This window comes from Candidatus Nitrospira neuquenensis, assembly GCF_979578155.1.
The window spans coordinates 132,260-155,947 of sequence record NZ_CEFZDU010000039.1; the positions used below are offsets into that span (position 1 = coordinate 132,260).

25 protein-coding genes are annotated in these 23,688 nt (G+C 69.5%); 7 read left to right on the plus strand and 18 right to left on the minus strand.

Annotated elements, in window-relative coordinates; translation table 11 throughout:
* Nucleotides 1–3 precede the first annotated feature (3 nt).
* The 5 genes from AC1U7O_RS17570 to mutS are packed head-to-tail and all read left to right on the plus strand — an operon-like array spanning nt 4 to nt 5,681.
* On the plus strand, nt 4–1,569 hold the full coding sequence (locus tag AC1U7O_RS17570) for an NAD(P)H-hydrate dehydratase (RefSeq protein WP_479896198.1): 1,566 nt from the start codon (nt 4–6) through the stop codon (nt 1,567–1,569).
* On the plus strand, nt 1,556–2,140 hold the full coding sequence (gene tsaE / locus AC1U7O_RS17575; protein WP_479896199.1) for a tRNA (adenosine(37)-N6)-threonylcarbamoyltransferase complex ATPase subunit type 1 TsaE: 585 nt from the start codon (nt 1,556–1,558) through the stop codon (nt 2,138–2,140). Before AC1U7O_RS17570 ends, tsaE begins: the two co-directional genes overlap by 14 nt.
* Nucleotides 2,137–2,724: an HIT family protein gene (locus AC1U7O_RS17580; RefSeq protein ID WP_479896200.1), complete on the plus strand. Its 588-nt coding sequence runs from the start codon at nt 2,137–2,139 to the stop codon at nt 2,722–2,724. The genes tsaE and AC1U7O_RS17580 overlap by 4 nt, the downstream gene beginning before the upstream one ends.
* Nucleotides 2,717–3,058 carry a LapA family protein gene (locus AC1U7O_RS17585; protein WP_479896201.1) on the plus strand — a complete coding sequence of 114 codons (342 nt, stop codon included), beginning with the start codon at nt 2,717–2,719 and terminating at the stop codon, nt 3,056–3,058. Before AC1U7O_RS17580 ends, AC1U7O_RS17585 begins: the two co-directional genes overlap by 8 nt.
* Entirely contained in the window at nt 3,051–5,681 is a 2,631-nt protein-coding gene (gene mutS, locus AC1U7O_RS17590; protein WP_479896202.1) for a DNA mismatch repair protein MutS, read from the plus strand. Before AC1U7O_RS17585 ends, mutS begins: the two co-directional genes overlap by 8 nt.
* Before the next feature lie 70 nt (nt 5,682–5,751).
* On the opposite strand, the gene AC1U7O_RS17595 is transcribed toward mutS, so the two are convergent.
* The 15 genes from AC1U7O_RS17595 to AC1U7O_RS17665 all read right to left on the minus strand — a co-directional run bounded on the left by AC1U7O_RS17595 (nt 5,752) and on the right by AC1U7O_RS17665 (nt 19,582).
* Nucleotides 5,752–6,411 (minus strand): hypothetical protein, encoded by a 660-nt coding sequence (locus tag AC1U7O_RS17595; RefSeq protein WP_479896203.1) that lies wholly within the window; start codon nt 6,409–6,411, stop codon nt 5,752–5,754.
* Between the two features lie 73 nt (nt 6,412–6,484).
* Nucleotides 6,485–6,976, minus strand: a complete 492-nt coding sequence (locus AC1U7O_RS17600; RefSeq protein ID WP_479896204.1) for a hypothetical protein — start codon at nt 6,974–6,976, stop codon at nt 6,485–6,487.
* A gap of 319 nt (nt 6,977–7,295) precedes the next feature.
* Nucleotides 7,296–8,549 (minus strand): M16 family metallopeptidase, encoded by a 1,254-nt coding sequence (locus tag AC1U7O_RS17605; RefSeq protein ID WP_479896205.1) that lies wholly within the window; start codon nt 8,547–8,549, stop codon nt 7,296–7,298.
* A 2-nt stretch (nt 8,550–8,551) separates the two neighbouring features.
* Complete coding sequence (gene pnp / locus AC1U7O_RS17610; RefSeq protein WP_479896206.1) at nt 8,552–10,666, minus strand: polyribonucleotide nucleotidyltransferase; 2,115 nt, start codon at nt 10,664–10,666, stop codon at nt 8,552–8,554.
* A 141-nt stretch (nt 10,667–10,807) separates the two neighbouring features.
* On the minus strand, nt 10,808–11,077 hold the full coding sequence (rpsO, locus tag AC1U7O_RS17615; RefSeq protein WP_479896207.1) for a 30S ribosomal protein S15: 270 nt from the start codon (nt 11,075–11,077) through the stop codon (nt 10,808–10,810).
* A gap of 71 nt (nt 11,078–11,148) precedes the next feature.
* Nucleotides 11,149–12,147 (minus strand): tRNA pseudouridine(55) synthase TruB, encoded by a 999-nt coding sequence (gene truB, locus AC1U7O_RS17620; RefSeq protein ID WP_479896208.1) that lies wholly within the window; start codon nt 12,145–12,147, stop codon nt 11,149–11,151.
* A complete protein-coding gene (gene rbfA / locus AC1U7O_RS17625; RefSeq protein WP_479896209.1) occupies nt 12,144–12,539 on the minus strand; it encodes a 30S ribosome-binding factor RbfA in 396 nt (131 codons plus the stop codon). The genes truB and rbfA overlap by 4 nt, the downstream gene beginning before the upstream one ends.
* A gap of 9 nt (nt 12,540–12,548) precedes the next feature.
* Nucleotides 12,549–12,830, minus strand: a complete 282-nt coding sequence (locus tag AC1U7O_RS17630) for a DUF503 domain-containing protein (protein WP_479896210.1) — start codon at nt 12,828–12,830, stop codon at nt 12,549–12,551.
* 40 nt (nt 12,831–12,870) lie between these two features.
* On the minus strand, nt 12,871–15,531 hold the full coding sequence (gene infB / locus AC1U7O_RS17635; protein WP_479896211.1) for a translation initiation factor IF-2: 2,661 nt from the start codon (nt 15,529–15,531) through the stop codon (nt 12,871–12,873).
* 26 nt (nt 15,532–15,557) lie between these two features.
* Nucleotides 15,558–16,748, minus strand: a complete 1,191-nt coding sequence (gene nusA / locus AC1U7O_RS17640; RefSeq protein WP_479896212.1) for a transcription termination factor NusA — start codon at nt 16,746–16,748, stop codon at nt 15,558–15,560.
* Between the two features lie 48 nt (nt 16,749–16,796).
* Complete coding sequence (locus AC1U7O_RS17645; protein WP_479896213.1) at nt 16,797–17,276, minus strand: ribosome maturation factor RimP; 480 nt, start codon at nt 17,274–17,276, stop codon at nt 16,797–16,799.
* 131 nt (nt 17,277–17,407) lie between these two features.
* Nucleotides 17,408–18,244, minus strand: coding sequence for a D-amino-acid transaminase (dat, locus tag AC1U7O_RS17650; protein ID WP_479896214.1), 837 nt, complete (start codon nt 18,242–18,244; stop codon nt 17,408–17,410).
* Nucleotides 18,244–18,600: a protease inhibitor I42 family protein gene (locus tag AC1U7O_RS17655; protein WP_479896215.1), complete on the minus strand. Its 357-nt coding sequence runs from the start codon at nt 18,598–18,600 to the stop codon at nt 18,244–18,246. The genes dat and AC1U7O_RS17655 overlap by 1 nt, the downstream gene beginning before the upstream one ends.
* A gap of 36 nt (nt 18,601–18,636) precedes the next feature.
* Nucleotides 18,637–18,954: a Rieske (2Fe-2S) protein gene (locus tag AC1U7O_RS17660; RefSeq protein WP_479896216.1), complete on the minus strand. Its 318-nt coding sequence runs from the start codon at nt 18,952–18,954 to the stop codon at nt 18,637–18,639.
* Nucleotides 18,955–19,051: 97 nt separating this feature from the next.
* The gene (locus AC1U7O_RS17665) at nt 19,052–19,582 is read right to left on the minus strand and encodes a DUF192 domain-containing protein (protein ID WP_479896217.1); all 531 of its coding nucleotides are present in this window, start codon (nt 19,580–19,582) and stop codon (nt 19,052–19,054) included.
* Between the two features lie 164 nt (nt 19,583–19,746).
* Here AC1U7O_RS17665 and AC1U7O_RS17670 point away from each other — a divergent pair, with 164 nt between their 5' ends.
* Nucleotides 19,747–20,094, plus strand: coding sequence for a 4Fe-4S dicluster domain-containing protein (locus tag AC1U7O_RS17670; protein WP_479896218.1), 348 nt, complete (start codon nt 19,747–19,749; stop codon nt 20,092–20,094).
* Between the two features lie 242 nt (nt 20,095–20,336).
* Nucleotides 20,337–20,669, plus strand: a complete 333-nt coding sequence (locus tag AC1U7O_RS17675; protein WP_479896219.1) for a hypothetical protein — start codon at nt 20,337–20,339, stop codon at nt 20,667–20,669.
* Nucleotides 20,670–20,793: 124 nt separating this feature from the next.
* On the opposite strand, the gene AC1U7O_RS17680 is transcribed toward AC1U7O_RS17675, so the two are convergent.
* The 3 genes from AC1U7O_RS17680 to AC1U7O_RS17690 all read right to left on the minus strand — a co-directional run bounded on the left by AC1U7O_RS17680 (nt 20,794) and on the right by AC1U7O_RS17690 (nt 23,549).
* Nucleotides 20,794–21,276 (minus strand): hypothetical protein, encoded by a 483-nt coding sequence (locus AC1U7O_RS17680; RefSeq protein WP_479896220.1) that lies wholly within the window; start codon nt 21,274–21,276, stop codon nt 20,794–20,796.
* 253 nt (nt 21,277–21,529) lie between these two features.
* The gene (locus AC1U7O_RS17685) at nt 21,530–23,092 is read right to left on the minus strand and encodes a fused MFS/spermidine synthase (RefSeq protein ID WP_479896221.1); all 1,563 of its coding nucleotides are present in this window, start codon (nt 23,090–23,092) and stop codon (nt 21,530–21,532) included.
* Nucleotides 23,093–23,138: 46 nt separating this feature from the next.
* Entirely contained in the window at nt 23,139–23,549 is a 411-nt protein-coding gene (locus tag AC1U7O_RS17690; RefSeq protein ID WP_479896222.1) for a CBS domain-containing protein, read from the minus strand.
* Between the last annotated feature and the right edge of the window lie 139 nt (nt 23,550–23,688).

Sequence of the window (23,688 nt, forward strand, 5' to 3'; positions counted from 1 at the left end):
CCCATGCACATCGTCACCGCAGCCCAGATGCAGGCCCTCGACCGCCGGACCATCCAGGAGGCGGGCATCCCCGGCCGCACCCTCATGGCCCGCGCCGGCGCCGCGGTCGTCGCGGCGATGGAGGAGGTCCTGGGGCCCGCAGCCGGCCGGTCCGTCACGATCGTCTGCGGCAAGGGGAACAACGGCGGCGACGGCCTGGTGGTCGCACGGCTCCTCAAGCAGAAGTCGGCCAGGGTACGGGCCGTGCTCCTGGCGAAACCCGCCGACCTGAGCCCGGACGCCCGGGAGATGTACCGCCGCTTCGTCAGGGCGGCGGGGAAGGCGGCCGTCCTGGTCTGCCCGAGCGACGAGCGGCTCCGCGCGCTCCTCGCCGACAGCGACCTGATCGTGGACGCCCTGCTGGGCACGGGCCTCGCCGCCCCCGTCACCGGGGCCTATCGCGGTGCGATCGAGGCGATCAACGAAGCCGGCCGGCCGGTGACGGCCGTGGACCTGCCGTCCGGCATCCACGCGGACACCGGCGCGATCCTGGGTGCCGCGGTACGGGCCGCGCTCACCATCACCTTCGGGTTGCCCAAGCTCGGCCTCTACGTCGGGGCCGGCATCGACCATGCCGGGACGGTCCGCATCGGCGATATCGGGATTCCGGACGCCTACGTCCGGGCGGTCCAGAGCCCGGTCGCGCTGCTGACGGGCGCCACGGTCGGCCGCCTGCTCCCCGAGCGGCGGCCCTCCGCCCACAAGGGCACCTACGGCCACGCGGGCCTCATCGCGGGCTCGGTCGGCAAGACCGGCGCGGCCGCGATGGCGGCCCAGGCGGCGCTGCGCGCCGGCGCCGGCCTCGTCACCGTCGCGACGCCCGCCAGCGTGAACGACATCCTCGAGGCCAAGCTCCTGGAAGCGATGACCGCGCCGATGCCGGAGACCAAGGCCCGCACCCTCGCCCGCACCGCCCTGGACCGGCTGGTGACGTTCGCGGAGGGGAAGACCGCGCTCGCGATGGGACCCGGCCTGACGACGCACCCGGAGACCGTCGAGCTCATCCATGCCCTGCTCCCGCGCCTGACCCGCCCCTGCGTGCTGGACGCGGACGCGCTCAACGCGCTGGCGGGTCGAACCGCCAGGCTGGCGGACTGCAAGGTCCCGCTGATCCTGACCCCGCATCCCGGCGAAATGGCCCGTCTCGAAGAAAGCAGCACGCCGCCGGCGATCAACACCGACCGCATCGGGATCGCCACACGCTTCGCGCAGCGCCGCGCCGTAGTGCTGGTGTTGAAGGGCGCCCGTACCGTCGTGGCCCATCCCGACGGGCACGCCGCCGTCTGTCCGACGGGCAACCCCGGCATGGCCACGGCCGGCACGGGCGACGCCCTGACCGGGCTCATCGTCGGGCTGTTGGCCCAGGGCCTGAGCCCCTGGGACGCGGCCTGCGCCGGCGTCTATTGCCACGGTCTGGCGGGGGACCTGGCCGCGGCCGAGCTCGGACCGGCGGGCATGACGGCCGGCGACCTGATCCGCCGGATTCCCCACGCCCTCCTGCTGGCAGGATCGTCCCGTGGTCCCTCCTGACGCCCGCCCCCCCTCGCCCCGGGTGCTCCGGCGCCGCCCCGCTGCCGCTCGCCCTTCCGAGTGGGCCGTCTCCTCCCGTTCGCCCGACGACACGGCCCGCCTGGGCCGCCGTCTCGGCCGAGCCCTGCGCGGCGGAGAGATCCTGGCGCTCTCGGGAGAGCTCGGGTCCGGCAAGACGGCGCTCCTCCGCGGCGTCGCCGCGGGCCTCGGCGCCCCCCCCCGATCCGTGAGCAGCCCCACGTTCGTCCTCGTCCAGGAATACGCGGGACGCTTGCGGCTCCTCCACGCCGACCTCTACCGGATCGCCGGTCCTGAGGAGGCGGCCGAACTGGGCCTCGCCCAGGACCTGGACGAGCGGACCGTGCTGGCGGTGGAATGGGCGGAGCGGGCGGGCACCGAGCTGGGCGGCGACCGGCTGGAGATTCACCTGCGCCACCGGGGTCCAAGGAGCCGCGACCTGCACTTCCGGGGCACCGGCCCCCTCGCCCTCGCCTGTCTGACCCGCCTCCGCCGGGCCGGCCCGCTGCGGCGGAGGATGGGCAGCGCGGCCGGCAGGAGGGTCCGCCCGTGAAGGTGATCTGGGCGCCCTGGCGCATGGCCTATATCCGGAAGTCCGGCCGGCCGGCCGCCTGCATCTTCTGCCGCGCGACGCGGCAACGACGCGACGCCGCCAACCTGCTCCTGCACCGCGGCCGTCTGGGGTTCGTGATGATGAACCTCTTCCCCTACAACAGTGGCCATCTCCTCGTCGCACCCTACTCGCACGTGGACTCGCTCGAGGCCCTGACGGCGGAGGAGTCGCTGGACCTGGTGCGCCTCACCAGCCTGTCGCTGCGCGTGCTGCGGGCCGAGAGCCGGCCGGAGGGGTTCAACCTCGGCGTCAACCTCGGCAAGGTCGGCGGCGCCGGGATCGAAGCGCACCTCCACGTGCACGTCGTCCCCCGGTGGAACGGCGACACGAACTTCATGCCGCTCTTTTCCGAGACCCGCGTCATCCCCGAGCACCTTCGCGCCACCTACCGGCGGCTGTCGTCACGGTTCCGCGAGGTCCTCCGGAGCGAGGAAACGGCCGCGTCGCGGCCGACCGGTCCCGCGGCCGGCGGCCGATCATCCCGCCCGCGCACCGGGCGGTCGAGGAGCACCCGCCATGATTAGGCTCGTCCTCGTCGGCATCCTGCTCCTCCTCTCCCTCGCCTTCTTCCTGCAGAACCAGGAACAGGAGGTGACGCTCCGCTACTTCTTCGGGCTGCGCCAGGACTCCACGCCCATCTACAAGCCGATCCTCGCGGCCTTCGGCGTGGGACTGGCCGTGGCCTCCATCCTCCTGTTTCCCGCCTGGGTCAGCGGCCGCATCGAGCTCCGACGGAAGACCAAGGCGCTGCAGGAGGCGGAGGCGGACCTGGAACGGCTGCGCCGCACCCTGGAGAAGTCCCTCCACCAGAGCCGGGGACGGGCCGGCGCCGCCGAGGAAGAGGTCGGGGATGAGTGACGCGGACCTCACGCCCTTGATGCGGCAGTACCGCGAGATCAAGCGGGCCCACCGGGAGGCGATTCTCTTCTTCCGCGTCGGCGACTTCTACGAGATGTTTTACGAGGACGCGATCGAGGCGTCCCGCATCCTTTCCATCGCGCTCACCTCGCGGGACAAGGCCAGTGCCGATCCCGTCCCCCTCTGCGGCGTGCCCTACCATGCGGCCACGGGGTACATCGCGCGGCTCTTGAAGGCGGGACGCACCGTGGCCCTCTGTGACCAGGTCGAGGACCCCAAGATCGCCAAGGGCCTCGTCCGCCGCGAGGTGGTGCGGCTCTATACGCCGGGCACCCTGACCGATGCGGAACTGCTGCCGGCCGCGGAATCGAACTTTCTGGCGGCGATCACGGTCTCGGCCGGCGGGCCTCCCGCCCAGGCTCGCCCGCCGACGGCGGGACTGGCCGCGCTGGACCTGTCCACGGGGGAATTCTGGGTGATGGAGCTGCAGGACCGGCAGGCCCTGTTCGACGAACTGGTCCGTCTCGATCCCAGGGAGCTGCTATACCCCGCCGACCAATCGGACGCGCTGAAGCCCCGGCTCGACGGCCTGCGCGGCATCCGCGTGCAGGCCCAGCCGGCACGCGCCTTCGACCCGGAGGAGGCCCGCCGACGGCTGCTCGACCAGTTTGCGGTCCTCTCCCTCGACGGGTTCGGTTGCCAGGACATGTCCGCCGCGATCCAGGCCGCCGGAGCGATCCTGCTCTACCTCAAGGACACGCAGCCGGCCGCCAGTCTCGGACACCTGCGCCGCCTGCGGGTCCGCCACCGCGACGACGAGATGCACCTGGACAGCGCGACCCTGCGCAACCTGGAGCTGATCCGCCCGCTGTCGGGCGACCGGTCGGACGCCACGCTCTTCTCGGTGCTGGACCGGACCGTCACCAGCATGGGCCGTCGGCTGCTGCGCGAGTGGATCACGCGGCCGCTCGTGCAGCTCGCCCCGCTCCGGGCCAGGCAGGAAGCGGTCGCGGCGCTCGTGGAGCGCGTGGAGCTCCGCAGCGGCTTGCGTCGAGCCCTCGCGTCGGTGCAGGACATCGCCCGCCTCACCAGCCGGGTGGCCCTCGGATCGGCGACGCCGCGCGACCTGCTGGCGCTCCGGCAGTCCCTTGCCGCACTCCCGACGATCCGGAGCCTGCTGGCGCCGCTTGACGCGGGCCTCATCCGGGCGCTGCGGTCCGCCTGGGACGACCTGACGGACGTACACGACCGGATCGAGCGCGCCATTCTGCCCGACGCCCCCCTCTCCACGCGGGAAGGCGGGATTATCCGGGAGGGCTATGACCCCGAGCTCGACGTCCTGCGGAAAACCTGTCGCGAGGGCAAGCTCTGGATCGCACAACTGGAGGCCCGGGAGCGACAACGGACCGGCATCGAGTCGCTGAAGGTCCGCTTCAACTCGGTCTTCGGCTACTACATCGAGGTCACCAAGCCGAACCTCCCGCGCGTCCCGCCCGACTTCATCCGCAAGCAGACGCTCGCGAACGCCGAGCGGTTCATGACGGCGGAGCTGAAGGAGTTGGAGAACCAGGTGACGGGGGCGGAGGCCAGGATGAAGGCGGCCGAGCAGGAGCTCTTCGAGCAGGTCCGGGCCGGCGTGGCCGGCACGACGCCGCGCCTGCAGACGATGGCCGAGGCGCTCGCTCTACTGGATGTCGTCGCCGGGCTCGCCGAGGCGGCCGCCGTCCATCGGTACGTCAGACCCGAACTGCACGAGGGCGGTGTCATCGACATCCGCGAGGGGCGGCACCCCGTCGTCGAGCGGTTGCTCCCGTCGGGAGAATTCATCCCGAACGACACCACCCTGGACCTGGAGGACCACCGCCTGCTGATCCTGACCGGCCCGAACATGGCCGGAAAGAGCACCTACCTGAGACAGGTCGCGCTGATCACGCTCATGGCGCAGATGGGCGGCTTCGTGCCTGCACGCTCGGCCAGGATCGGGCTGGTGGACCGTATCTTCACCCGGGTGGGCGCCTCGGACAACCTCGCCGCGGGCCAGAGCACCTTCATGGTCGAGATGCTCGAGACCGCGCAGATCCTCAACTGCGCCACGTCGCGGAGCCTGATCCTCCTCGACGAGATCGGCCGCGGGACGAGCACCTACGACGGCCTGAGCATCGCCTGGGCCGTCGCGGAGTACATCCAGGACCGGGGGCGGCTGGGCGCCCGCACCCTCTTCGCGACCCATTACCACGAGATGACGGAGTTGGCCCGGCGGCGGGAGGGGACGAGGAACTATACGGTCCTCGTCCAGGAACGCGAGGGCGAAGTGCTCTTCCTCAGGAAGATCGTCGAAGGGGGCGCCGATCGGAGCTACGGCATCGAGGTCGCCAGGCTGGCCGGGTTGCCGGCCGAGGTCATCGGCCGGGCGCGGGAAGTCCTGGCGCAACTGGAGGCCCCGCCGGCCGCCTCGGCCTCCGCCCCGGTGGAGTCACCGCTGCCCCCCGCCGATCCTTCCCTTCCCCCCCCGCACCCGCTTGTGGAGGAGGTACGGCAGATGGATCTCTTCAACATGACCCCCCTCGACGCCCTGAACCGCCTGGCCGACCTGCAGCGCAGGCTGGACGACCCGCCGCGCTGAAGCTGCCCCAAACAAGAAGGCGGTGCCCTTTCGGACACCGCCTCCTTCGACCGCTCGACTGATCGGCGGATTACTTGTTGTAATCCGCCGTCCAGGGGATCAGCCCACCGGCGAATTCCTTCCCGCCCGGCAGCATGACGTCATACTGCATCGCGACGGCGTCGGCGCCCTTGGGGCTCGTATTCAGCTTCTGCTTGACCTTGTAGCACTTCTCCTCGAAATCGCTGGAGGCGTCGCGGCACTCCTGGAACAGCATCGCCCGGATGGCCTTCGGCTTGTCCGGCGCTCCGGCGATCTCCGGCAGCTTCTTCACGGCCGAGATCACCCGGCGATTCTGCTCGACCTCCTGGGCCGTGAACTCGACCAGGACGGTTGCGGACGAAGGCGGCACTTCCTTCGCAGCGGCGGGGCCGGCATGCGGCCGGGCCATGGACTTCAACTGATCCCAGACTTCCTTGTTGGCGGCGTAGAACTTGAGGTTCTTGCCGGGATGGATCCGCTGCCAGAAATAGCCGCTCTCCGCGTTGCCGCCGAGCACGGCGATGTTGATCCACACCGCTTCGTCATAGGGGTCGAGGATGATGACCCGCCCCTGCAACGTGGTCGGCTTGCTCATGTCGCCCCATTCAAATCGTTCCTGGAAGGCTTCGATCGCCAGCGCGGCCGAGGCCATCCCCACGACGAGGGCGACGGCGGCGACGAGCGCCCAGCCTTTCGTAATTCCCTTCATAATGACCTCCCTCCTTGCGGAAACCGTTGGATAAGACGAATGAGAGAAAAAAGCGCTTCCGTCGCGCGACGCCTCAATCCTTGGCCAACACCTTGAAGCCGGTGATCGTCCGCCCATCGAGCGTGACTTCCATCGCCACGAGGTCCTGGGAGGCCTTGATGATCTGATCCATGAGCGCCTTGTCCTTGACCTGGAGGCGCACCGTGGTCTGGGCATGGTACCAGCCCGCGTAGGGGTTGTTCTTCTCAGTCCCGCCGGTGAACCCCCACGAGCAGCAGGTGAACAGCGGATCGGGCGGACGCACGTCCAACGCCGTCGAGGACCGGCCGCTCGGATTACCGGACGCCGGATCGCCGGTGTTCCAGTACTGGATGCCGAAGAGAATCTCGTTGTCCGGATTGTCGGCCCACTGCGACCACACGCGCCCCTTGAGCGTCTTGACCGCGTGGCCCTTCATGACCGGTCCGCCGGCCGCCGGCGCATCCGCGGCGGCAACAAAGCCGGCCGTCAGCAAGCCGGCGACGAACATCACCGTGACTGCGGCTATGACTACGACCCTTTTCATCCCTCGCACCTCCTTCATGAGGATCAAGACTTTGGATATCGCGGCGCCCGCAAAATCAAAAAGAGAACAGATGAGGAGGAACCGCCCCGGATCACCGACCGTCGCCCCGCCACCCCCTTTCCTTCGAATCGCCTTTCTCTGGTGGGATCGCCTCAGAACCGCCCGGGCACTCGCATGCACAACAGGAAAAACAGGGCCCAATCGTACTCAAAGCCCGGAGGCTTGTCAAGGGAATATTCCCCTCCAGGCCCGCGCCGGGAGATCGAAAATTTCTCAAGCGATGTCAACTGGTTGCACGAAACGAGTCGCTCCGTCCTTGTCAACGGATGGCGGCTGCGACGGCGCGCTCGGACACCGGTCCCAGCACGGTGATTGAGAGGCGCGCCGCGTCCAGCAACTCGTCGGCGACGCGTGCGACCTGCTCCGTGGAAATCTGATCAATCTCGGCGAGCAGGGCCTCCGGCGAGGATCGGCGTCCCCAGTGCAGCTCGTCCTTGGCCAGGTGGTTCATGCGGCTGTGGGTGCTCTCGAGGCTCAACAGCAGCCCCCCCTTCATCTGCGTCTTGGCCCGGTCGAGCTCGGTCCGCGTCACACCGTCCTCGCGGAGGCGGCGGATCTGCCGGCAGATCAGCTCCAGCACGCGGGCGGCCTCGCGCGGGCGCGTCGCCGCGTACACGGTCAGCAGGCCGCCGTCGGAGTAGGAAGCCAGGTAGGAGTAGATCGAGTAGGCGAGGCCGCGTTTTTCCCGCACTTCCTGGAACAGCCGCGAGCTGACGCTCCCGCCCAACACGGCGTTGAGCGCGTGGGCGGCATAGCGGTCCTTGTGCGTGACCGGCACGCCCGTGAGTCCGAGGCAGAGGTGCGCCTGCTCAAGGGGCTTGCGCCGGACCAGCAGCCCGCCGCGCACGACGGGCGGCCAGCGGCGCAGGCCGGGACCGTCGGGCCGATCGAAGGCTCCGAAGGACGCCTCCAGCCAGGGCACCAGGTTCTTGACCTCGAAGCGTCCGGCCACGGCGATGATCGTGCGGCCGGGATGGTAGTGCGTCCCGACGTAGCGGAGCAGCGAGCCCCGATCGAGCGCCTTGATCGTCGCCGCCCGTCCCAGGATGGGCCTGGCCAGGGGGTGGGGGGCCATCGCCTGCTCCGCGTGCAGCTCCTGGACGAAGTCCTCCGGATCGTCCTGGACCATCCGCAGCTCATCCAGCACGACCTCCTTCTCCTTCTCCACCTCCCGAGGGAGGAAGCGGGAATGGAGGAAGAGGTCGGCCAGCAGCGCGAGGGCCGGCTTGAGCTGCGGCTCGAGCACCTTCACGTAGAAGGTGGTGGTTTCCCGCGTCGTGAAGGCGTTCAGCTCTCCGCCGAGCGCGTCGATCTCATGGGAGATGTCGGCCGCGGAGCGCGTCCGCGTCCCCTTGAAGAACATGTGCTCGAGGAAATGGGAGAGCCCCTCCTCGCCGGGCCCTTCGTCGCGGGAGCCGACGTTGACCCACACGCCGACCGTGACGGAGCGGTGGGCGGGCATCCGTTCCGCGACGACGCGCAGCCCGTTGCTGAGGAGGAACCGGCGGAACACGCTCAGCCCGCCGCCGGTTCCTTCGTCGAGGCCGACGAGGGCGGGGCCATGGCTTCCTTGCGGCTGAGGCGGATCTTGCCCTGCTTGTCGATCTCGAGCACCTTGACCATGACCTGGTCGCCTTCCGCAACCTCGTCCGCGACGCTCTTGACCCGGTGGTGGGCCAACTGCGAGATGTGGACCAGACCGTCCACGTTGGGCAGGATTTCCACGAAGGCGCCGAAGTCCATGATCTTCCGGACGGTGCCGAGGTAGATCTTTCCGACCTCGACCTCCTCCGTCAGGCTGTTGATCCGGTCGATGGCCTTCTTGGCCGAGGCCTCGTCCACCGCGGCGATCGAGATGATCCCGGTATCCTCCACGTTGATCTTCACGCCGCACTCCGCGATGATGCTCCGGATCATCTTCCCGCCGGGGCCGATCACGTCGCGGATCTTGTCCTGCTTGATCTTCATCGTGAAGATACGGGGGGCGTAGCGCGACAGGTTGGCGCGGGGCGCCGCCAGGGTCTGCACCATGCGGTCCAGGATGTAGAGGCGCCCGACGCGCGCCTGCTCCAGGGCCTGACGCATCAATTGGGGGGTGATGCCGGCGATCTTGATGTCCATCTGCAGCGCCGTGACCCCGTTCCTGGTGCCCGTCACCTTGAAGTCCATATCCCCGAGGTGGTCTTCCAGGCCCAGGATGTCGGACAGCACGACGACCCGTTCGTCTTCCTTGATGAGGCCCATCGCGATGCCCGCCACCGGCTCCTTGATCGGCACGCCGGCGTCCATCAGCGCGAGCGTCCCGCCGCAGACCGTCGCCATGGAGGAGGAGCCGTTCGACTCCAGGATGTCCGACACCAGCCGCAGGGTGTAGGGAAACTGCTCCTTGGGGGGGATGACCGGCTTGAGCGCCCGTTCCGCCAGCGCGCCGTGCCCGACCTCCCGTCGCCCCGGCGAGCGCAGGGGTCGCGCCTCGCCCACGCTGAAGGGCGGGAAATTGTAGTGCAGCATGAAGGTGCGGTAGTACTCGCCCTCCAGCGCATCGATCCGCTGCTCGTCCTCGGTCGTGCCGAGCGTGACGACCGCCAGGCTCTGCGTCTCGCCCCGGGTAAAGAGCGCCGAGCCGTGGGTGCGCGGCAGCACGCCCACCTCGCAGGTCACGGGACGGATGTCGGCGGGGCCCCGCCCGTCGGCCCGCACCTTGTTCTCCAGGATCATGTTGCGGACCTCGCTGTACTCCAGCGAGTGGAAGATCAGCTTGATGTGCCGTTCGCGATGGGGATCGTCGGTCTTCAGCTTCTCGATCGCGCTGGCCAGCACCTCGTCGAGCCGCTCCTGCCGCGCGGTCTTGTTCGGGATCAGGATGGCCTCGCGGATGGGCCCGGCGACGAGCTGGCGCACCGAGGCCGTCAGGGCCTCGTCGATCTCCTCGGCCTTGACGGTCCGCTTCGGCCGGCCGGCCTGCCGCTGCAGATCCCGCACCCTTCCCACGATCTTCTTGATCTCCGCGTGGGCGGCCTCGATCGCGTCGATCATGACCGATTCCGGCAGCTCGTGGCCTCCCCCTTCGACCATCATCACGGCCTCCCCCGTGCCGGCGACGACCAAGTTGAGGTCGCTGCGCTCCAGCGTCTCCAGGTCGGGGTTGATCACGAACCGGCCGTCCACGCGCCCGATCCGGACGCCGGCGACCGGCCCCCCGAAGGGGATGGCCGAGATCGACAGCGCGGCGGAGGCGGCGGTGATCCCGAGGACGTCGGAGGTGCCGGTCTCGTCCGCCGAGAGCACGGAGACGATCACCTGCGTCTCGTAGTAGTAGCCGTCGGGGAAGAGGGGCCGCATCGGGCGGTCGATCAGCCGGCTGGTCAGGACCTCCTTCTCGGAGGGCCGGCCCTCGCGCTTGAAGTAGCCGCCGGGGATCTTCCCCGCCGCGTAGGCCTTCTCCTGGTAATCCACGGTCAGGGGCAGGAAATCCACCCCGGGCTTGACGGTCTGGGAGGCCACCGCCGTCGCCAGGACGACGGTGTCGCCGTACGAGGCCAGCACCGCGCCGTCCGCCTGCTTGGCCACGCGTCCGGTCTCCAGACGCAGGGTCCGGCCGGCCACCTCCATCTCGATGACGTGCACCATACTCGCGTTCTCCTCTTGATCCTGCCCCCACAGATGCCCACAGAGATGGGCTCAACGCGACGGGCCGCCGAGCCCATGTCCGTGTTCACCTGTGGGTGACAGCCGCCCGCGCGCCCGCCGAGCGGGCGCGCGGGCAGTCGGTTATTTCCTGATGCCGAGCCGCTCGATGACCGCCCGATAGCGCGCGTCGTCGATCCGCCGCAGGTAGTCGAGCAGCCGGCGCCGGCGGCTGACCAGCTGCAGGAGTCCCCGCCGCGAGTGATGGTCCTTCTTGTGCAGCTTGAAATGCTCGGTCAGGTACGCGATCCGGTTCGTCAGGATCGCAATCTGGATCTCCGGCGAGCCCGAATCGGCATCATGCCGACGGTACTGCCGGATCACCTCCGTCTTCGCTTCCTTCGCCAACGCCATCTCCCGCTCCTCCTTAGCTTCACTGCCCGCCCGCGCCGCTCCCCCGCCGGGCCCGGCCCGATCCCGGCGGGTTACGCCGACGCCAATACCTTCGCCACCGCAACGGTCCCGGCCCCCGTCCCGCCGCCGACCACCAAGCCCTCCTCCGGCACCAGTCCGATCCCGAGCAACTCCCCCGCCGGGTCCTTCAGGCGGACCGGCTGACCGCCGCGCAGCCCGCCAGGCCCCTGGCCCGAGGCCCGCACCACGGCCTGCGCCGGCACCGGCACGCCGTGCCGGGCACGGAGGGCCGCCGTTTTGTCGAGCTCCAGGGCGGGCAAGGCGGCCAGCGCCAAGTCCAGGGATAGCAGCACCTCCCCCAACCGACCCGCCGCCGCCAGGTCGCCGAGGGCCTGAGGGCTCAACGCCGCATCCACCGCCAGCGGCCCGACCCGCCGTCGCTCCAGGGTCAGGAGGTGACCGCCGACGCCCAGCGCCGCGCCGATGTCGGCGCAGAGGGTCCGGACATAGGTGCCCTTTCCGCAGACGACCCGGAGCGTGACGTCGCGGCCCGCGATCCCGAGCACGTCGATCGCGTGGACGACGACCTCCCGCGGGCCTCGCTCGACCACGCGGCCGGCGCGGGCCGCCTTGTACAGGGGCACGCCGGCCACCTTCACGGCCGAATACATCGGCGGCACCTGGGCGATGCGCCCCCTGAAGCGGGCGACGGCCTCCCGAATCGCCGCCTCGTCCAGGCGACCCGTCTCGCGCCGTTCCAGCACCGTGCCCGTCGCGTCCAGCGTGTCCGTGGTCTCGCCCAGGCGGAGCACGGCGAGATATTCCTTGTCCCAGTCCAGCAGGTACTCGGCAATCCGCGTCGCCCGGCCGACCAGGACGGGCAGGACGCCCGTCGCGGCCGGGTCCAGGGTGCCGGCGTGGCCCACGCGGCTGATGCGGAGCAGGCTCCGCAGCCTGGCGACGACGTCGTGCGACGTCCAGCCCGCGGGCTTGTTGACGTTGAGCACCCCGTCCAAGGAGAGCGCCGCCGCCCGCGCGCCCCGGCCGGCGACCGCCGCCTCGGCGCTCATGGCGCGGTCCCCTCCGGCGCGGGCGGCTCCGGCCGGTCGTCGCCGCCGCCCACGCTCTCGAGGAGCGCGAGCACCCGGTTGGCTCGGATGCCGGTCGTGTCCTTGAAGAAAGTCAGCTCCGGCGTGTAGCGCAGCCGCAGCCGGCGGCCGAGCTCGGTCCGGATGAATCCCGCGGCCCGCTCCAGGTGGGCGAACACCTGCGCCTCGTCGGGCCCCTCCTGCAGGGTCGTGAGGTAGACCCGCGCGATCCGCAGGTCGGCCGTCAGCGTCACGTCGGTGACCGTGACGAACCCCAGGCGCGGGTCCTTCATGCGGCGCATGAGGATCTCCGCCACCTCGATTCGGATCTGGTCGGCGACCCGCACGGCCCGTTGGTAGGCGGTCTTCGGCATCTCGTTGCGCTAGAGCATCTCGATCCGGAACCGGACCAGCTCGACCGCGGGCAGCGATCGGATGAGGTTGACCGCTTGGTCGAGCACCTGATTCACGTGAGTGGTCTCGTTGGCGACGCAGGCCATGCCGAGCACCGCCTTCTGCCAGAGCTCCTGGTCGCCGACTTCCGCCACCGAGAGGTTGAACTTGTCCCGGAGCCGGTCCTTCAGGCTCAACAGCACCTGGCGCTTGGCCTTCAGGGAGGCGCTGCCCGGAATGAACAGCTCTACCGTGCAGAGTCCGACGATCATAACCGCGGCGACGGGGGGCGGGAGGAACCGGGCGCGCGGCTCAGAGCTTGGCCGCGACCTTGTCCAGGACGAACACTTCGAGGACGTCCCCCGGCTTCAGGTCGCCGAAGTTCTCGACGCCGATCCCGCACTCGTAGCCCTGCTGGACTTCCCGGACGTCGTCCTTGAACCGGCGCAGCGAGCCCAGCTTGCCCTCGTAGATGACCGCGTGGTCCCGCAGCACCCGCACCCCGGAGCTGGCCCGGGAGATCGTGCCGTCGGTGACGTAGCACCCGCCGATGACCCCCACCTTCGGAATGCTGAACACCTGGCGCACCTCGGCCCGTCCGAGCACCCGCTCCTTGAAGGTCGGCTCGAGCAGGCCCTCCATCGCGGCCTTGATGTCGGCGATCGCGTCGTAGATGACCGAATAGAGCCGGATGTCCACCCCTTCCCGCTCCGCGAGCGCGGTGGTCTTGGGCTCCGGCCGGATGGTGAACCCGATGATGATGGCTCGGGACGCGGAGGCGAGCAGCACGTCGGTCTCGGTGATGTTGCCGACCCCCTTGTGGATGACCCGCAGCTTGACGGCGGGGGCCGAGAGCTTCTCGACCGCCTCGGCCAGGGCCTCCGCCGAGCCCTGCACGTCCGCCTTGATGACCAGGGGCAACTCCTTGACCTCGCCCTCCTTGATCCGGGAGTAGAGGTCGTCCAGCGTGATGCGCGACTTGCCGGCCGCCAGCTCCGCCAGTCGCTGCTTGCGCGCCCGGGCCTCGGCGATCTCGCGGGCCACGCGCTCGTCCTGCACGACGACGAACTGGTCGCCCGCCGCGGGCACGCCCGGAAGCCCGATGACCTCGACGGGCATCGAGGGGCCGGCCTCCGACACCTTGAGCCCCGTGTCCGTGACCAACGCGCGCACGCGCCCGCTGTGGACGCCCACGACGAAGACGTCCCCGACGCGCAGCGTGCCGCCCTGCACCAGGACGGTCGCCACGGGGCCGCGGCCGCGGTCGAGCTTGGCTTCGACCACGACGCCCTTGGCCGGCCGGTGCGGGTCGGCCTTCAACTCGAGCACCTCGGCCTGCAGCAGGATCATCTCCAGCAACTGGTCCAGCCCCACCTTCTGCTTGGCCGACACCTCGACGAAGATCGTCTGGCCGCCCCAGGCCTCGGGGATGAGCCGGTGCTCGGCCAGCGCGTGCTTGACGCGCTCGGGGTTCGCGCCGGGCTTGTCGATCTTGTTGACGGCGACGATGATCGGCACGCCCGCCGCGGTGGCGTGGTTGATCGCCTCCACCGTCTGGGGCATGACCCCGTCGTCGGCCGCGACGACGAGGACCACGATGTCCGTGATCTTGGCGCCCCGCGCGCGCATCGCCGTGAACGCCTCGTGGCCCGGCGTGTCCAGGAAGGTGATGTGCTTGCCGTGCACCTGGATCGTGTAGGCGCCGATGTGCTGGGTGATGCCGCCGGCTTCCTGCTCGGTGACCTTCGCCTGGCGGATCGCGTCGAGGAGGGAGGTCTTGCCGTGGTCCACGTGCCCCATGATCGTGACGACGGGCGGCCGCGGCTCCGGCCGCTCCTCCTCGGCCCACTCCACGGCCTCTTCCAGCAATTCCTCGCCTTCCTTTTCGGCCGCCACCTCCGCCTTGAGCCCCAGGCCCTCGGCGATGAGCAGACCGGCGTCCAGGTTCATCGGCTGGTTGAGCGTGAGGAGCTGGCCGATCTCCATCAGCTTGCGGATGACGTCGGCCGGCCGTTGACCGACCAGCTCGGCGAATTCCTTGACGGTGAGTCCTGGCGTGAGCTTGATCACTTTCTTCCGCGGTTTGGTGATCTCGGCCGGAGCGGCCGTCTGGACGTGCCGGGAGCGGTCCTCGCGGCGATGGACGGGGATGGCCCGGAGGTCCTGCCAGCGGGCCGCATCCTCCCGGAACTTGACTTCTTCCTCGCCCGTGCGCGCGCGGCCCGGCTTCCGGACCTTCTTCAGCTTGTCCTTGAGGGCCGCCGCGTCCTCGACGGGTTGGACCGGCAGAAGCCCCTTCTTCTTCTCCCGCTCCAGGCGCTGGGCCTCGGTCTCGCCCGCGAGGGCCGGCCCCGGTCCGCCGGCGGCCGACACCGTCCGGACGGCCGCCCCCGGCTCGGCCGGGATGGGCCTGCCGATCGCCGGGGGTGCCGCGGGCGCGGGCGGCTCCCGTTCCACTTTGACCGCCTCGCCGACCGGAGCCGGCGGCGCCGCGGGCGCGGCGGGCTCCAGCGTGGGGGCGCCGGCCGGCGGCGCGATCGGATGGGGCGCGGCTTCCGGCGGACCCAGGGAGGACATCGGCGCCGGCTCCGCCGGACCACCGGTCCGTACGACTCCCTCGGCGGCGATCTCCTCGTCGGTCTTTTTCCGCTTGATGAGAATCCGCTTCTTGTCGGCCTTGGGCGGCGCCTCGACCGGCGCGGGCTTGGCCGCACCCTTGCCGCCGTCGCGGGCGCCGGCCTTGGCGAGCGAGCCGGCCTTCTTGGCCGAAGGCCCTTTCCGCTCCTCGCGCCCGGCGGCCTCGTCCCCGGCGCCGGTCCGCGCCTTGGGAGACAACTGGGCGAGCACCCGCTCCACGGTCGCCTCGTCCAACGCGCTGCTGTGCGAGGCCACCGTGATGCCCATGCGCTTCAACTCGGGGATGAGCTCACGGTTCTCCATCCCGAGCTTCTTGGCCAACTCGTACACTCTCATACGCCGTCATCCCGCGCGTCTCGGCGTCAAGGGGCCGACTGCGGCTCCGCCGCCGGCACCTGCCCGGAGGCCTCCGCGGCGAGGGCGGCGCTGCGCTGGGCGCGCGCCTCCTCCTCCTCGCGCTGGGCCTCCGCCTCCTCCGCCAGAGCGGCCTTGATCTCCCGGTCGCGCTCGACCTTCTCCTTCTCGTATTCCGTCGCGCTGATGATGTCGATCTTCCAGCCGGTCAGCTTGGCGGCCAGCCGGACGTTCTGGCCGTTCTTCCCGATGGCCAGGGAAAGCTGCGAGTCCGCCACCACGACGAGGGCCGACTTCTTCTCCTCGTCGATGCCCACCTTCTCGATCGACGCCGGGTTCAGCGCCTCGGCGATGAAGACGCGCGGGTCGGTGGTCCAGGCGATGATGTCGATCTTCTCGCCCCGCAGCTCCCGGACCACGGCCTGCACCCGCGAGCCCTTGATGCCGACGCAGGCGCCCACGGGGTCCACCGCCTTGTCCCGCGAGGCGACGGCGAGCTTGGTGCGGTCGCCGGGCTCGCGCACGATGCCCTTGATCTCCACGATCTTTTCGGCCACCTCGGGCACTTCGAGCTCGAACAGCTTGCTCACGAAGTGGGGATGCGTCCGGGAGAGGATCACCTGGACGTCCTTGGGGGTCCGCCGCACTTCGAGCAGGAGCGCCTTGATCCGGTCGCCCCGCCGGTAGGATTCGCGGGGGATCTGCTCCTGGACCGGCAGCACCGCCTCGGTCTTGCCCAGGTCCACGAGGTAGTTCCGGCGTTCCTGTCCCAGGATGACCCCGTTGACCAGGTCGCCGGTGCGGGTGGCATATTCCTTCTGAACGGCCTCCCACTCCGCTTCCCGCACCTTCTGGCAGATGACCTGCTTGGCCGTCTGGGCGGCGATGCGCCCCAGTTCCTCCATCTCGATCAGCGAGCCGATCTCGTCGCCGACCTCGGCCTCCGCGTCCACGCGCCGGGCCTCCTGGAGGGACACCTCACACTTCGGGTTGGTCACCGTTTCCACGATGGTCTTAAGGGAGACGACCGAAATCTCGCCGGTCTTCGGGTCAATCTGGACCTGGATGTTCTCCCCCTGGCCGAAGCGCTTCTTCGCGGCCGTCTGCAGCGCGGCCTCGACGGCGCCGATGACCTTGGTCTTGTCGATCCCCTTCTCCCGCCCGATTTGGTCGATGACCGCAATCAACTCTCGATTCATAGCCCCGGTCCTGGTTTCGGTGATACCGTCGCGATCACGCACGCCCGGTCAGAAGGTCACGTCGAGCCGGGCTTCGACGATCTGCCCCCACCCCACCGTCACGGTCTGCTCCCGGTCGGCCCGACCGAGCGTCAGGGTCACGCCCGGCTCGCCGGCTTCCTGCAGCCGGCCGGCGAGCCGCCACTGGCCCTGGACGGGCTGGCGAAGCCGCACGACGATCCGCTTCCCCGCGGCCCGCCGGTAGTCCTCCGGCCTGCGGAGGGGGCGATCCAAGCCCGGCGAAGAAACTTCGAGCGTGTAGGGATGGGGGATCGGGTCCTGCACGTCCAACGCCCGGCCGAGCGAGTGATGCACCTGCTCGCAGTCGCCCACGCTGACCCCTCCCGGCTTGTCGATGAACACCCGCAGGACCGTGCGCGCGCCCTGACCGGCGCATTCGACGTCGACCAGCTCCAAGCCGAGCGCACGGACGATGGGCGCGGCGATGGCCTGAACGCTCTCCGCCAACCGCTGGGAATCCCGCCCCATGGTTGCCCGCCCTCGCGCTTCCCGAGCAGGGAAGGATCCTCGTCTTCCGCGACACAAACAAAAAAGTGGGCCCGGGCCCACTTGAACCTGAGTACCCTACCATTCCCGCGCGTCCGAATGCAAGAAGAATGCTACCGGACAAGTCGCTGGAAGAGGCCGTAGAGGCTCTTGGTCACCGCGCCCGGCACACCGGCGCCGATCGCACGGCCGTCGATGCGGACGACCGGGAGAATTTCGATGGTCGTTCCCGTGAGAAAGACTTCGTCGGCCGCGTACAGCTCCTCGACCGTCACGGCCCGCTCACGGACGCTCCCCAGGGACCTGGCGAGGTCGAGGACCAGCGATCGGGTGACGCCGGACAGGATGCGCGGCCCCTCCGGCGCGGTCTGCACGATTCCGCCGCGCACGATCATCACGTTGCTGACGGCGCCCTCGGTCACCTCGCCGTCCCGCACCAGGATCGCCTCGAAGGCCCCCCGCTCCAGGGCGGCCTGGCGGACGAGGACATTGGGCAGCAAGTTCACGCTCTTGATGTCGCACCGCCCCCACCGCTGATCCTCCGCGGTGGCGGCCTCGACCCCGCTTTCACGGAGGGCGGGCTCCACCGGATGCATGGCCCGGATGGTCATGACGGTTGTCGGGCTCGTGGAGGGGGGGAAGCGATGGTCGCGTGGCGCGGCTCCGCGCGTCACCTGCAGGTAGACCTTGCTCTCGGGCAGAGCGGCGAGGCGGAGCCCTTCCTCGACGAGGCCGCGCCAGGCCTCGATCGACTGCGGCAAGGCCAGCCCGATCGCCTTGGCGCTCCGTTCCAGACGGGCCAGGTGCGCGTCCAGGTGGAACGGCCGGCCGCCGTAGGTCCGGATAACCTCGTAGACGCCGTCGCCGAACTGGAAGCCGCGGTCTTCCACGGACACCACCGCCTCCTCCAGCGGTCCGAACTTTCCGTTGACGTAGCCGATGGCCGGCATCAGGCCCCTTTTCCGCCGCCGGCGTCGCTGTCCACCCGGACGAGAAACAGCCGGCGGTCCTCCGCCGTGAATTTCCATCCCATGCGCTTTTCGAACAGGAGTCGGTGCTCCCCCGGCGCCACGGCTCGGAACTCGAAGGTCCGGCGGCCGGTGTCCACCGCGTTGTTGCTGGCGATCCGGAGGAACTCGTCGCTCACCAGGGCCAGGGCGGTCGGGTCATACGTCGGGACCCACAACTCGCCCCGCGTCCGGTCCTCCCACAGGTGGACGAGGAAGGTCGCGCCCACGCTCGTTGCGAGGGGGCGGATGTCGCGGCTCAGCTCCCCCGCCGATCCCTCCGGCGGCGCCGCCGTCATGCGGCCCCTCCGCCTCTTCCGGTCCGGCTCCGCACCTCAGCGTCGCCTCCGGGCCCCGACGTAGACCTGTCCATCCTTGACGAGCACCTCGTAGCTGCCGACGCAGTAGCCGCCGCCGTCGGTCGCCTCGCCGCTCCGGACGTCGAAGGCCAGGTCATGCCAGGGACAGGAGACGACGTGGCCCTTGAGACGCCCCTTGCCGAGCGGCCCCCCTTCGTGCGGACAGAGGTTGTAGATGGCGTAGAACCGGCCGTTGACGTTGAACAGCGCGATCGCCAGGCCGTTCACCTGACAGACGCGGGAAGCGCCCGGCGGCACCTCCTCCACCTTCGCGACGGGCGTCAACCCCTCCATGCGTGGCTCCGGCACGGTGCGCTCAGCCTCCGGGCATCGGCGCCGCCCTCCATCAGGAGGCTGACCACCGAGGGCGGATGGCTCCTCTCGTCGGTTCTTACAGCCGGAGCGTGAACTTCAGCTCGGGCCCGGGGGCGAGCCCTTCCTTCCTGATAAACCCGGCTTCGGTTTGCAGCACGTACCGGGCGTTCTCCGGCGGCGGGCCGTAGCTGGGACAAGGATCCTGAGGACAGGGCTCGGCGTGCTCGACGAGGTGCACGATGTGGCGGCTCTCGTCTATCCAGATCATGTCGACGGGAATCTTGAACCCCTTGGTCTTGAGCCGATGCCGATCGGAGGTTTCGAAGATATACAGCATCCCCCCGGCGGCTGGCAACGCATCCCGAAACGCCAGCCCGAAGAAGATCTTCTCCGGCGTGTCGGCCACCTCCGCTTCGATCTCGGCGCCGCCCGGGAAGGTGACGATGATGGTGTCCGTATCCTTCCGATTGGTCAGGAAGAAGCTGCTCACGAGCAGCACCATCGCCAACACGATCAACACGAAGACGCGCTTGCGCTTCGGCGCGGTCTGGGGCGGTGACAGGATGCCCATCGTGCCCTTCGTCGCTCCGTCGGCCGCTAGGCCCATCGGCTCATACAGATCAACAGGATAGGCCTTCTGCTCCGCGGCTTGACCGTTGACTTGGCTGAAAGAACCGGTCTAGAATCACCCACGTTTCGCCGGTGACTATGGGCAGGACGTCGCACGGTTGTCAATACTGACCTACTGGTTGTTCGAAGGAGGCTGCGGTCATGGCACTGTTAATCACTGCTGAATGTATCTCTTGCGGGGCTTGCTTGCCGGAGTGTCCCAACGAGGCGATTTTCGAGACTCGGAGCGACGCCGAGAGCAAGGGGTACCATGTCGGGGAGGGCCAGGGCGTCGGCGACAGCATCTACGTCATCACCCATGAGCGCTGCACCGAGTGCGTCGGCCACTTCGACGAGCCGCAGTGCGCCGCGGTCTGCCCCGTGGACAACTGCTGCATCTCCGACCCGGCCTACCCCGAACCTACGGAGGTGCTCTTGGAGAAGGCCCGCAAGCTCAACCCGGACAAGCAGATCGACGAGACCAAGGTCTGGAGCGGCGTCCGCAACTGACGCGGCGCTCCTTTTCGACCGGCTCGACGGGCATCCGCCGGGCGGCTGTTGATCGGTGTGAGGGCCCCGCTTCCAGCCGGAGCGGGGCCCTTCACTGTTTGGACGTCCAGGCGCTCCACAGCCCCACGCCTCCCCTCCGGGTTCCTTGCCGCCGCGCCCGTTCCTGATGCTATAATGTCGCATGCGCTGCGCCGAAGGGGCCAGGCCTCCGTCGGCGCCCTTCCTCAGCCCGGAGGTCCCGGATGCGTACCGCGCTGCTGCTGGTGCTCCTCGTGGGCGGGCCGATCGTCACCCTCTCGGCGGAGCCGGACATCGACCTTTCCGGAACCATCCAAGGGTTCATGGCCAAGCAATTCCCCGCGGCCCGCTCGGCCTTCTGGGTCATCAACGACGCGCAGTGGCAGGACGACAACGAGCTGGTGGTGGACCTGAAGACCGTGGTCACGGCCCCCGGAAGCCTGGCGCCCGACGAGAGCCGCTTTCTGCTCCTGATCGTCGGCGGGAAGCTGGCGGCGGTCCAGAGCGTCCCCTTGGAGGCGGCCCCGGACTGCCGGCCCGAGCAGACAGCCGCATAGTCCCGGCCTCAGAGGCCGATCCTCTTCCCCCTCCCCTCCAGAAAAACCACAGGGCCCCCTCCGCCGGACGGCGGAGGGGGCCCTGCCTCATCAGCCGGCGGGCACGCCGCCCGCCTAGCTCAGCCTACCGCCCGAGCGCCACGAACTTCCCGCCGACATGGGCCGGATGCAGGTGGCAGTTGTACACGAACGTGTTGGCGGAGGTGCCGTAGAAGAGGTCGCTCGTGGGGATCCCGATGTACTTCGTCTCGCCCGGCTTGAGGACCAGCTTGACCTTCAAGACGGTCGGCGCGTTGAACTCGCTGTCGGCCGTCATGAAGAAGCCGTGCTCCGCGCTGGAATTGTTCGTCACCTTCAGCACGACCGGACGACCGGGCCGCGCCTTGAAGTCCACCACCGTGACCGGCGGATACCAGACCTTCATGCTCCCGATCTCGATCGCGAAGATCTCCGCGTCGACCGGCAGCTCCTTGAAGGGCTGGCCGACCACCGAGCCGGTCTCCAGGTCGCCGATCTCGACGCCGCCGGCCTGGTGAGCCGACGCCGTGGACGACAGGCCCACCGCCAACACCACGCCGCAGAAAAGGGACAGGATCATCTTGCCCATGGCCTACCTCCCTTGGAAGAAAGAAGATGGGTATTAGGTTAGTGGATGAGGAAACCCCGACCGACGCGTTCCCGATTCGATGCTGAAATCCCCCGGTACCCGGCGTGAATTGCCGCCCTTATAGCACAGGCCTCCCCCGGAAGCAAGGATGTTCTTTCACGGAGTTCCCGCTCGTCGCCGGGCGATCGGAGTGGGTGATTTCCCAGAGAAATCAGGAAAAATGCCCGCTGCGCCGGTCGTGCGGGAACGGCCGCTAGGGAGCCGGCTCCCCCACTTGCACGTCGCGGCCGATGAGCAGGTCGAACGGCGCGTAGTCGTCCGTGAGCACGACGCCGGGCGGCCACTCCCCCGTGCGATGGGTGACCAGCAGCGCCGGCAACTCGACCGGCAGCCGCCGCTCCGCGATCAGGCGTTCGACGGTTTCGAGGAACGCCGGCTGCCGGATCAGAGGGGCCCGCGGCCCGACGAAGAAGATCAGGTTCTCGGGCTCGGGCCCCGGCGCCCGCGAACGCCAGGGCCCCTTGACGCCGAAGGCTTCGATTTCCGGGAACACCGACCGGATCGTCGCCACGACCGCGAGGGCCCGCTTCTGGTCCGGCCCGTCGCCGGTCGAGGAGAGGTTCACGGCCAGGACGCCGTCCGGTTTGAGGCGCGCCCGCAGCTCCTCGAAGAACTCGCGCGTGGTCAGGTGGAAGGGGATCAGGTGCCGCGCGAACACATCCACCCAGATCACGTCGTACCGCCCTTCGGTTTCCCGGAGGAAGACCCGCGCGTCGCGGACGTGCACATGATGGACGGGTGGCGGCGCATAGTCGAAGAAGGCTTCCGCCGCCCTCACGACGGAGGGGTCCACCTCCACGACGTCCAGCTCCAGCTCCGGCCAGTGGCGGGCCAGCCACTTGGCGAGCGAGCCCCCGCCGTGTCCGAGGATCAACCCTCGCTCCGGCTTGGGCGGCAGGGCCAGCGCCGCCATCATCATCTGGCTGTAGGGAAGGAAGAGCGACACCGGGTCGCTCCGCCACATCACCGCGTGAAAGGTCCGGTCCAGGATCAGATAACGGAGCAACTGGTCGTCGCGGACGCGGATCTGCTGGTAGGGGCTGTCCTCCTGGTAGACCGGCGCGGGCAGGACGAGGACGGGATGGAGCGCGAGCCAGGCTAGCAGGCCGATCCCCCCGACGACCGGCGCGACCGTCCTCGCCCGCAAGGCGACCAGCCCCAGCCAGACCAGCCCGAGGACCACCTGGACCGTCGCGAGGGCCGCGATCAACGTCAGGCTGCCCAGCCAGGTGAGGAGGAAGAACGCCGTCCCCCAGGTCCCGACCAGGCTGCCGAGCGTGGAAACCGCGATCATCCAGCCGGTGTGTCGTCCCAGGTGGCCCATGTCCGCGATCGAGAGCCGCAGCAGTGCCGGCAGCGCGCCGCTGAGCCCGAAGGCGGGGGGCGCCAACAGGACGCTCGCCGCGAGACAGGGACCCCACCGCGGGTCCTGCACCCAGGCGGACACCTTGAACATCACCGGCTGGCCCACTCCCGCCAGCAGGAAGGTCCAGGCGCCGGACCCCAGCAGCAGCCCCGCCAGTACCGCGCCGCCGTGGTGCCGGTCCGCCAGCCAGCCTCCCATGGCATAGCCGCTGCTCATCGCCGCCAGGATGACGCCGATCAGCGCGCCCCAGACGAAGAGCGAGTTGCCGAAGACCGGCGCCAGGATGCGGCTGCCCAACATCTCCAGGGCCATCACCACCGCCCCCGTCGTGAAGGCGGTCGCGAACACCCAGAGACGATAGACTCCGCCCCTCCCTGAATCGCTGTTCATGCGGCGGAAGGCTCACCGACCGGATGAGGGTGTGGACGAGAGGGGTTCAGAGGCTGCCCCAGTTCTTGAAGTACCGCAGCAGGTCGCGGACCGAGATGACGCCGACGATCTCGCCGTCCCGCGTGACCGCGAGGTGACGGATGCCCTTCTCGGCCATCAGGTCGCTGGCCTCGTGCGCCGACCGGTCGATCTCGATGGTGATGAGCGGCGCGCTCATGACCGCCCGCACCCGCACGCGCTCAGGGTCCAAGCCGCCGGCCATGGCCTTGCGGACCAGGTCGGTCTCGCTGACGACCCCCGCGTAGGCACCGGCCGAGCCGACGAGCAGGGCTCCCACCCGCGCGTCGTGCATGGCGTGCGCCGCCTCGCGGAGCGTGGCGTCCGGGCTGATCCAGCGGATCTCCCGACTCATCATCACCGCCAGCGGCCGCAGGAGCACGCCGCCCTGTTGTGCCATGCGCCCCTCCCCGCGCCGCGCGCAGGCGCGCGAGAACGCCGGAATTCTACTGGACGGGTCCGGGGGTGTCAATCGAAGGAAGGGCGGCTCCGCCCGATCGGGGCCACCCGAAAGAGGCCGGATCGCGCCGGCAGTGCCG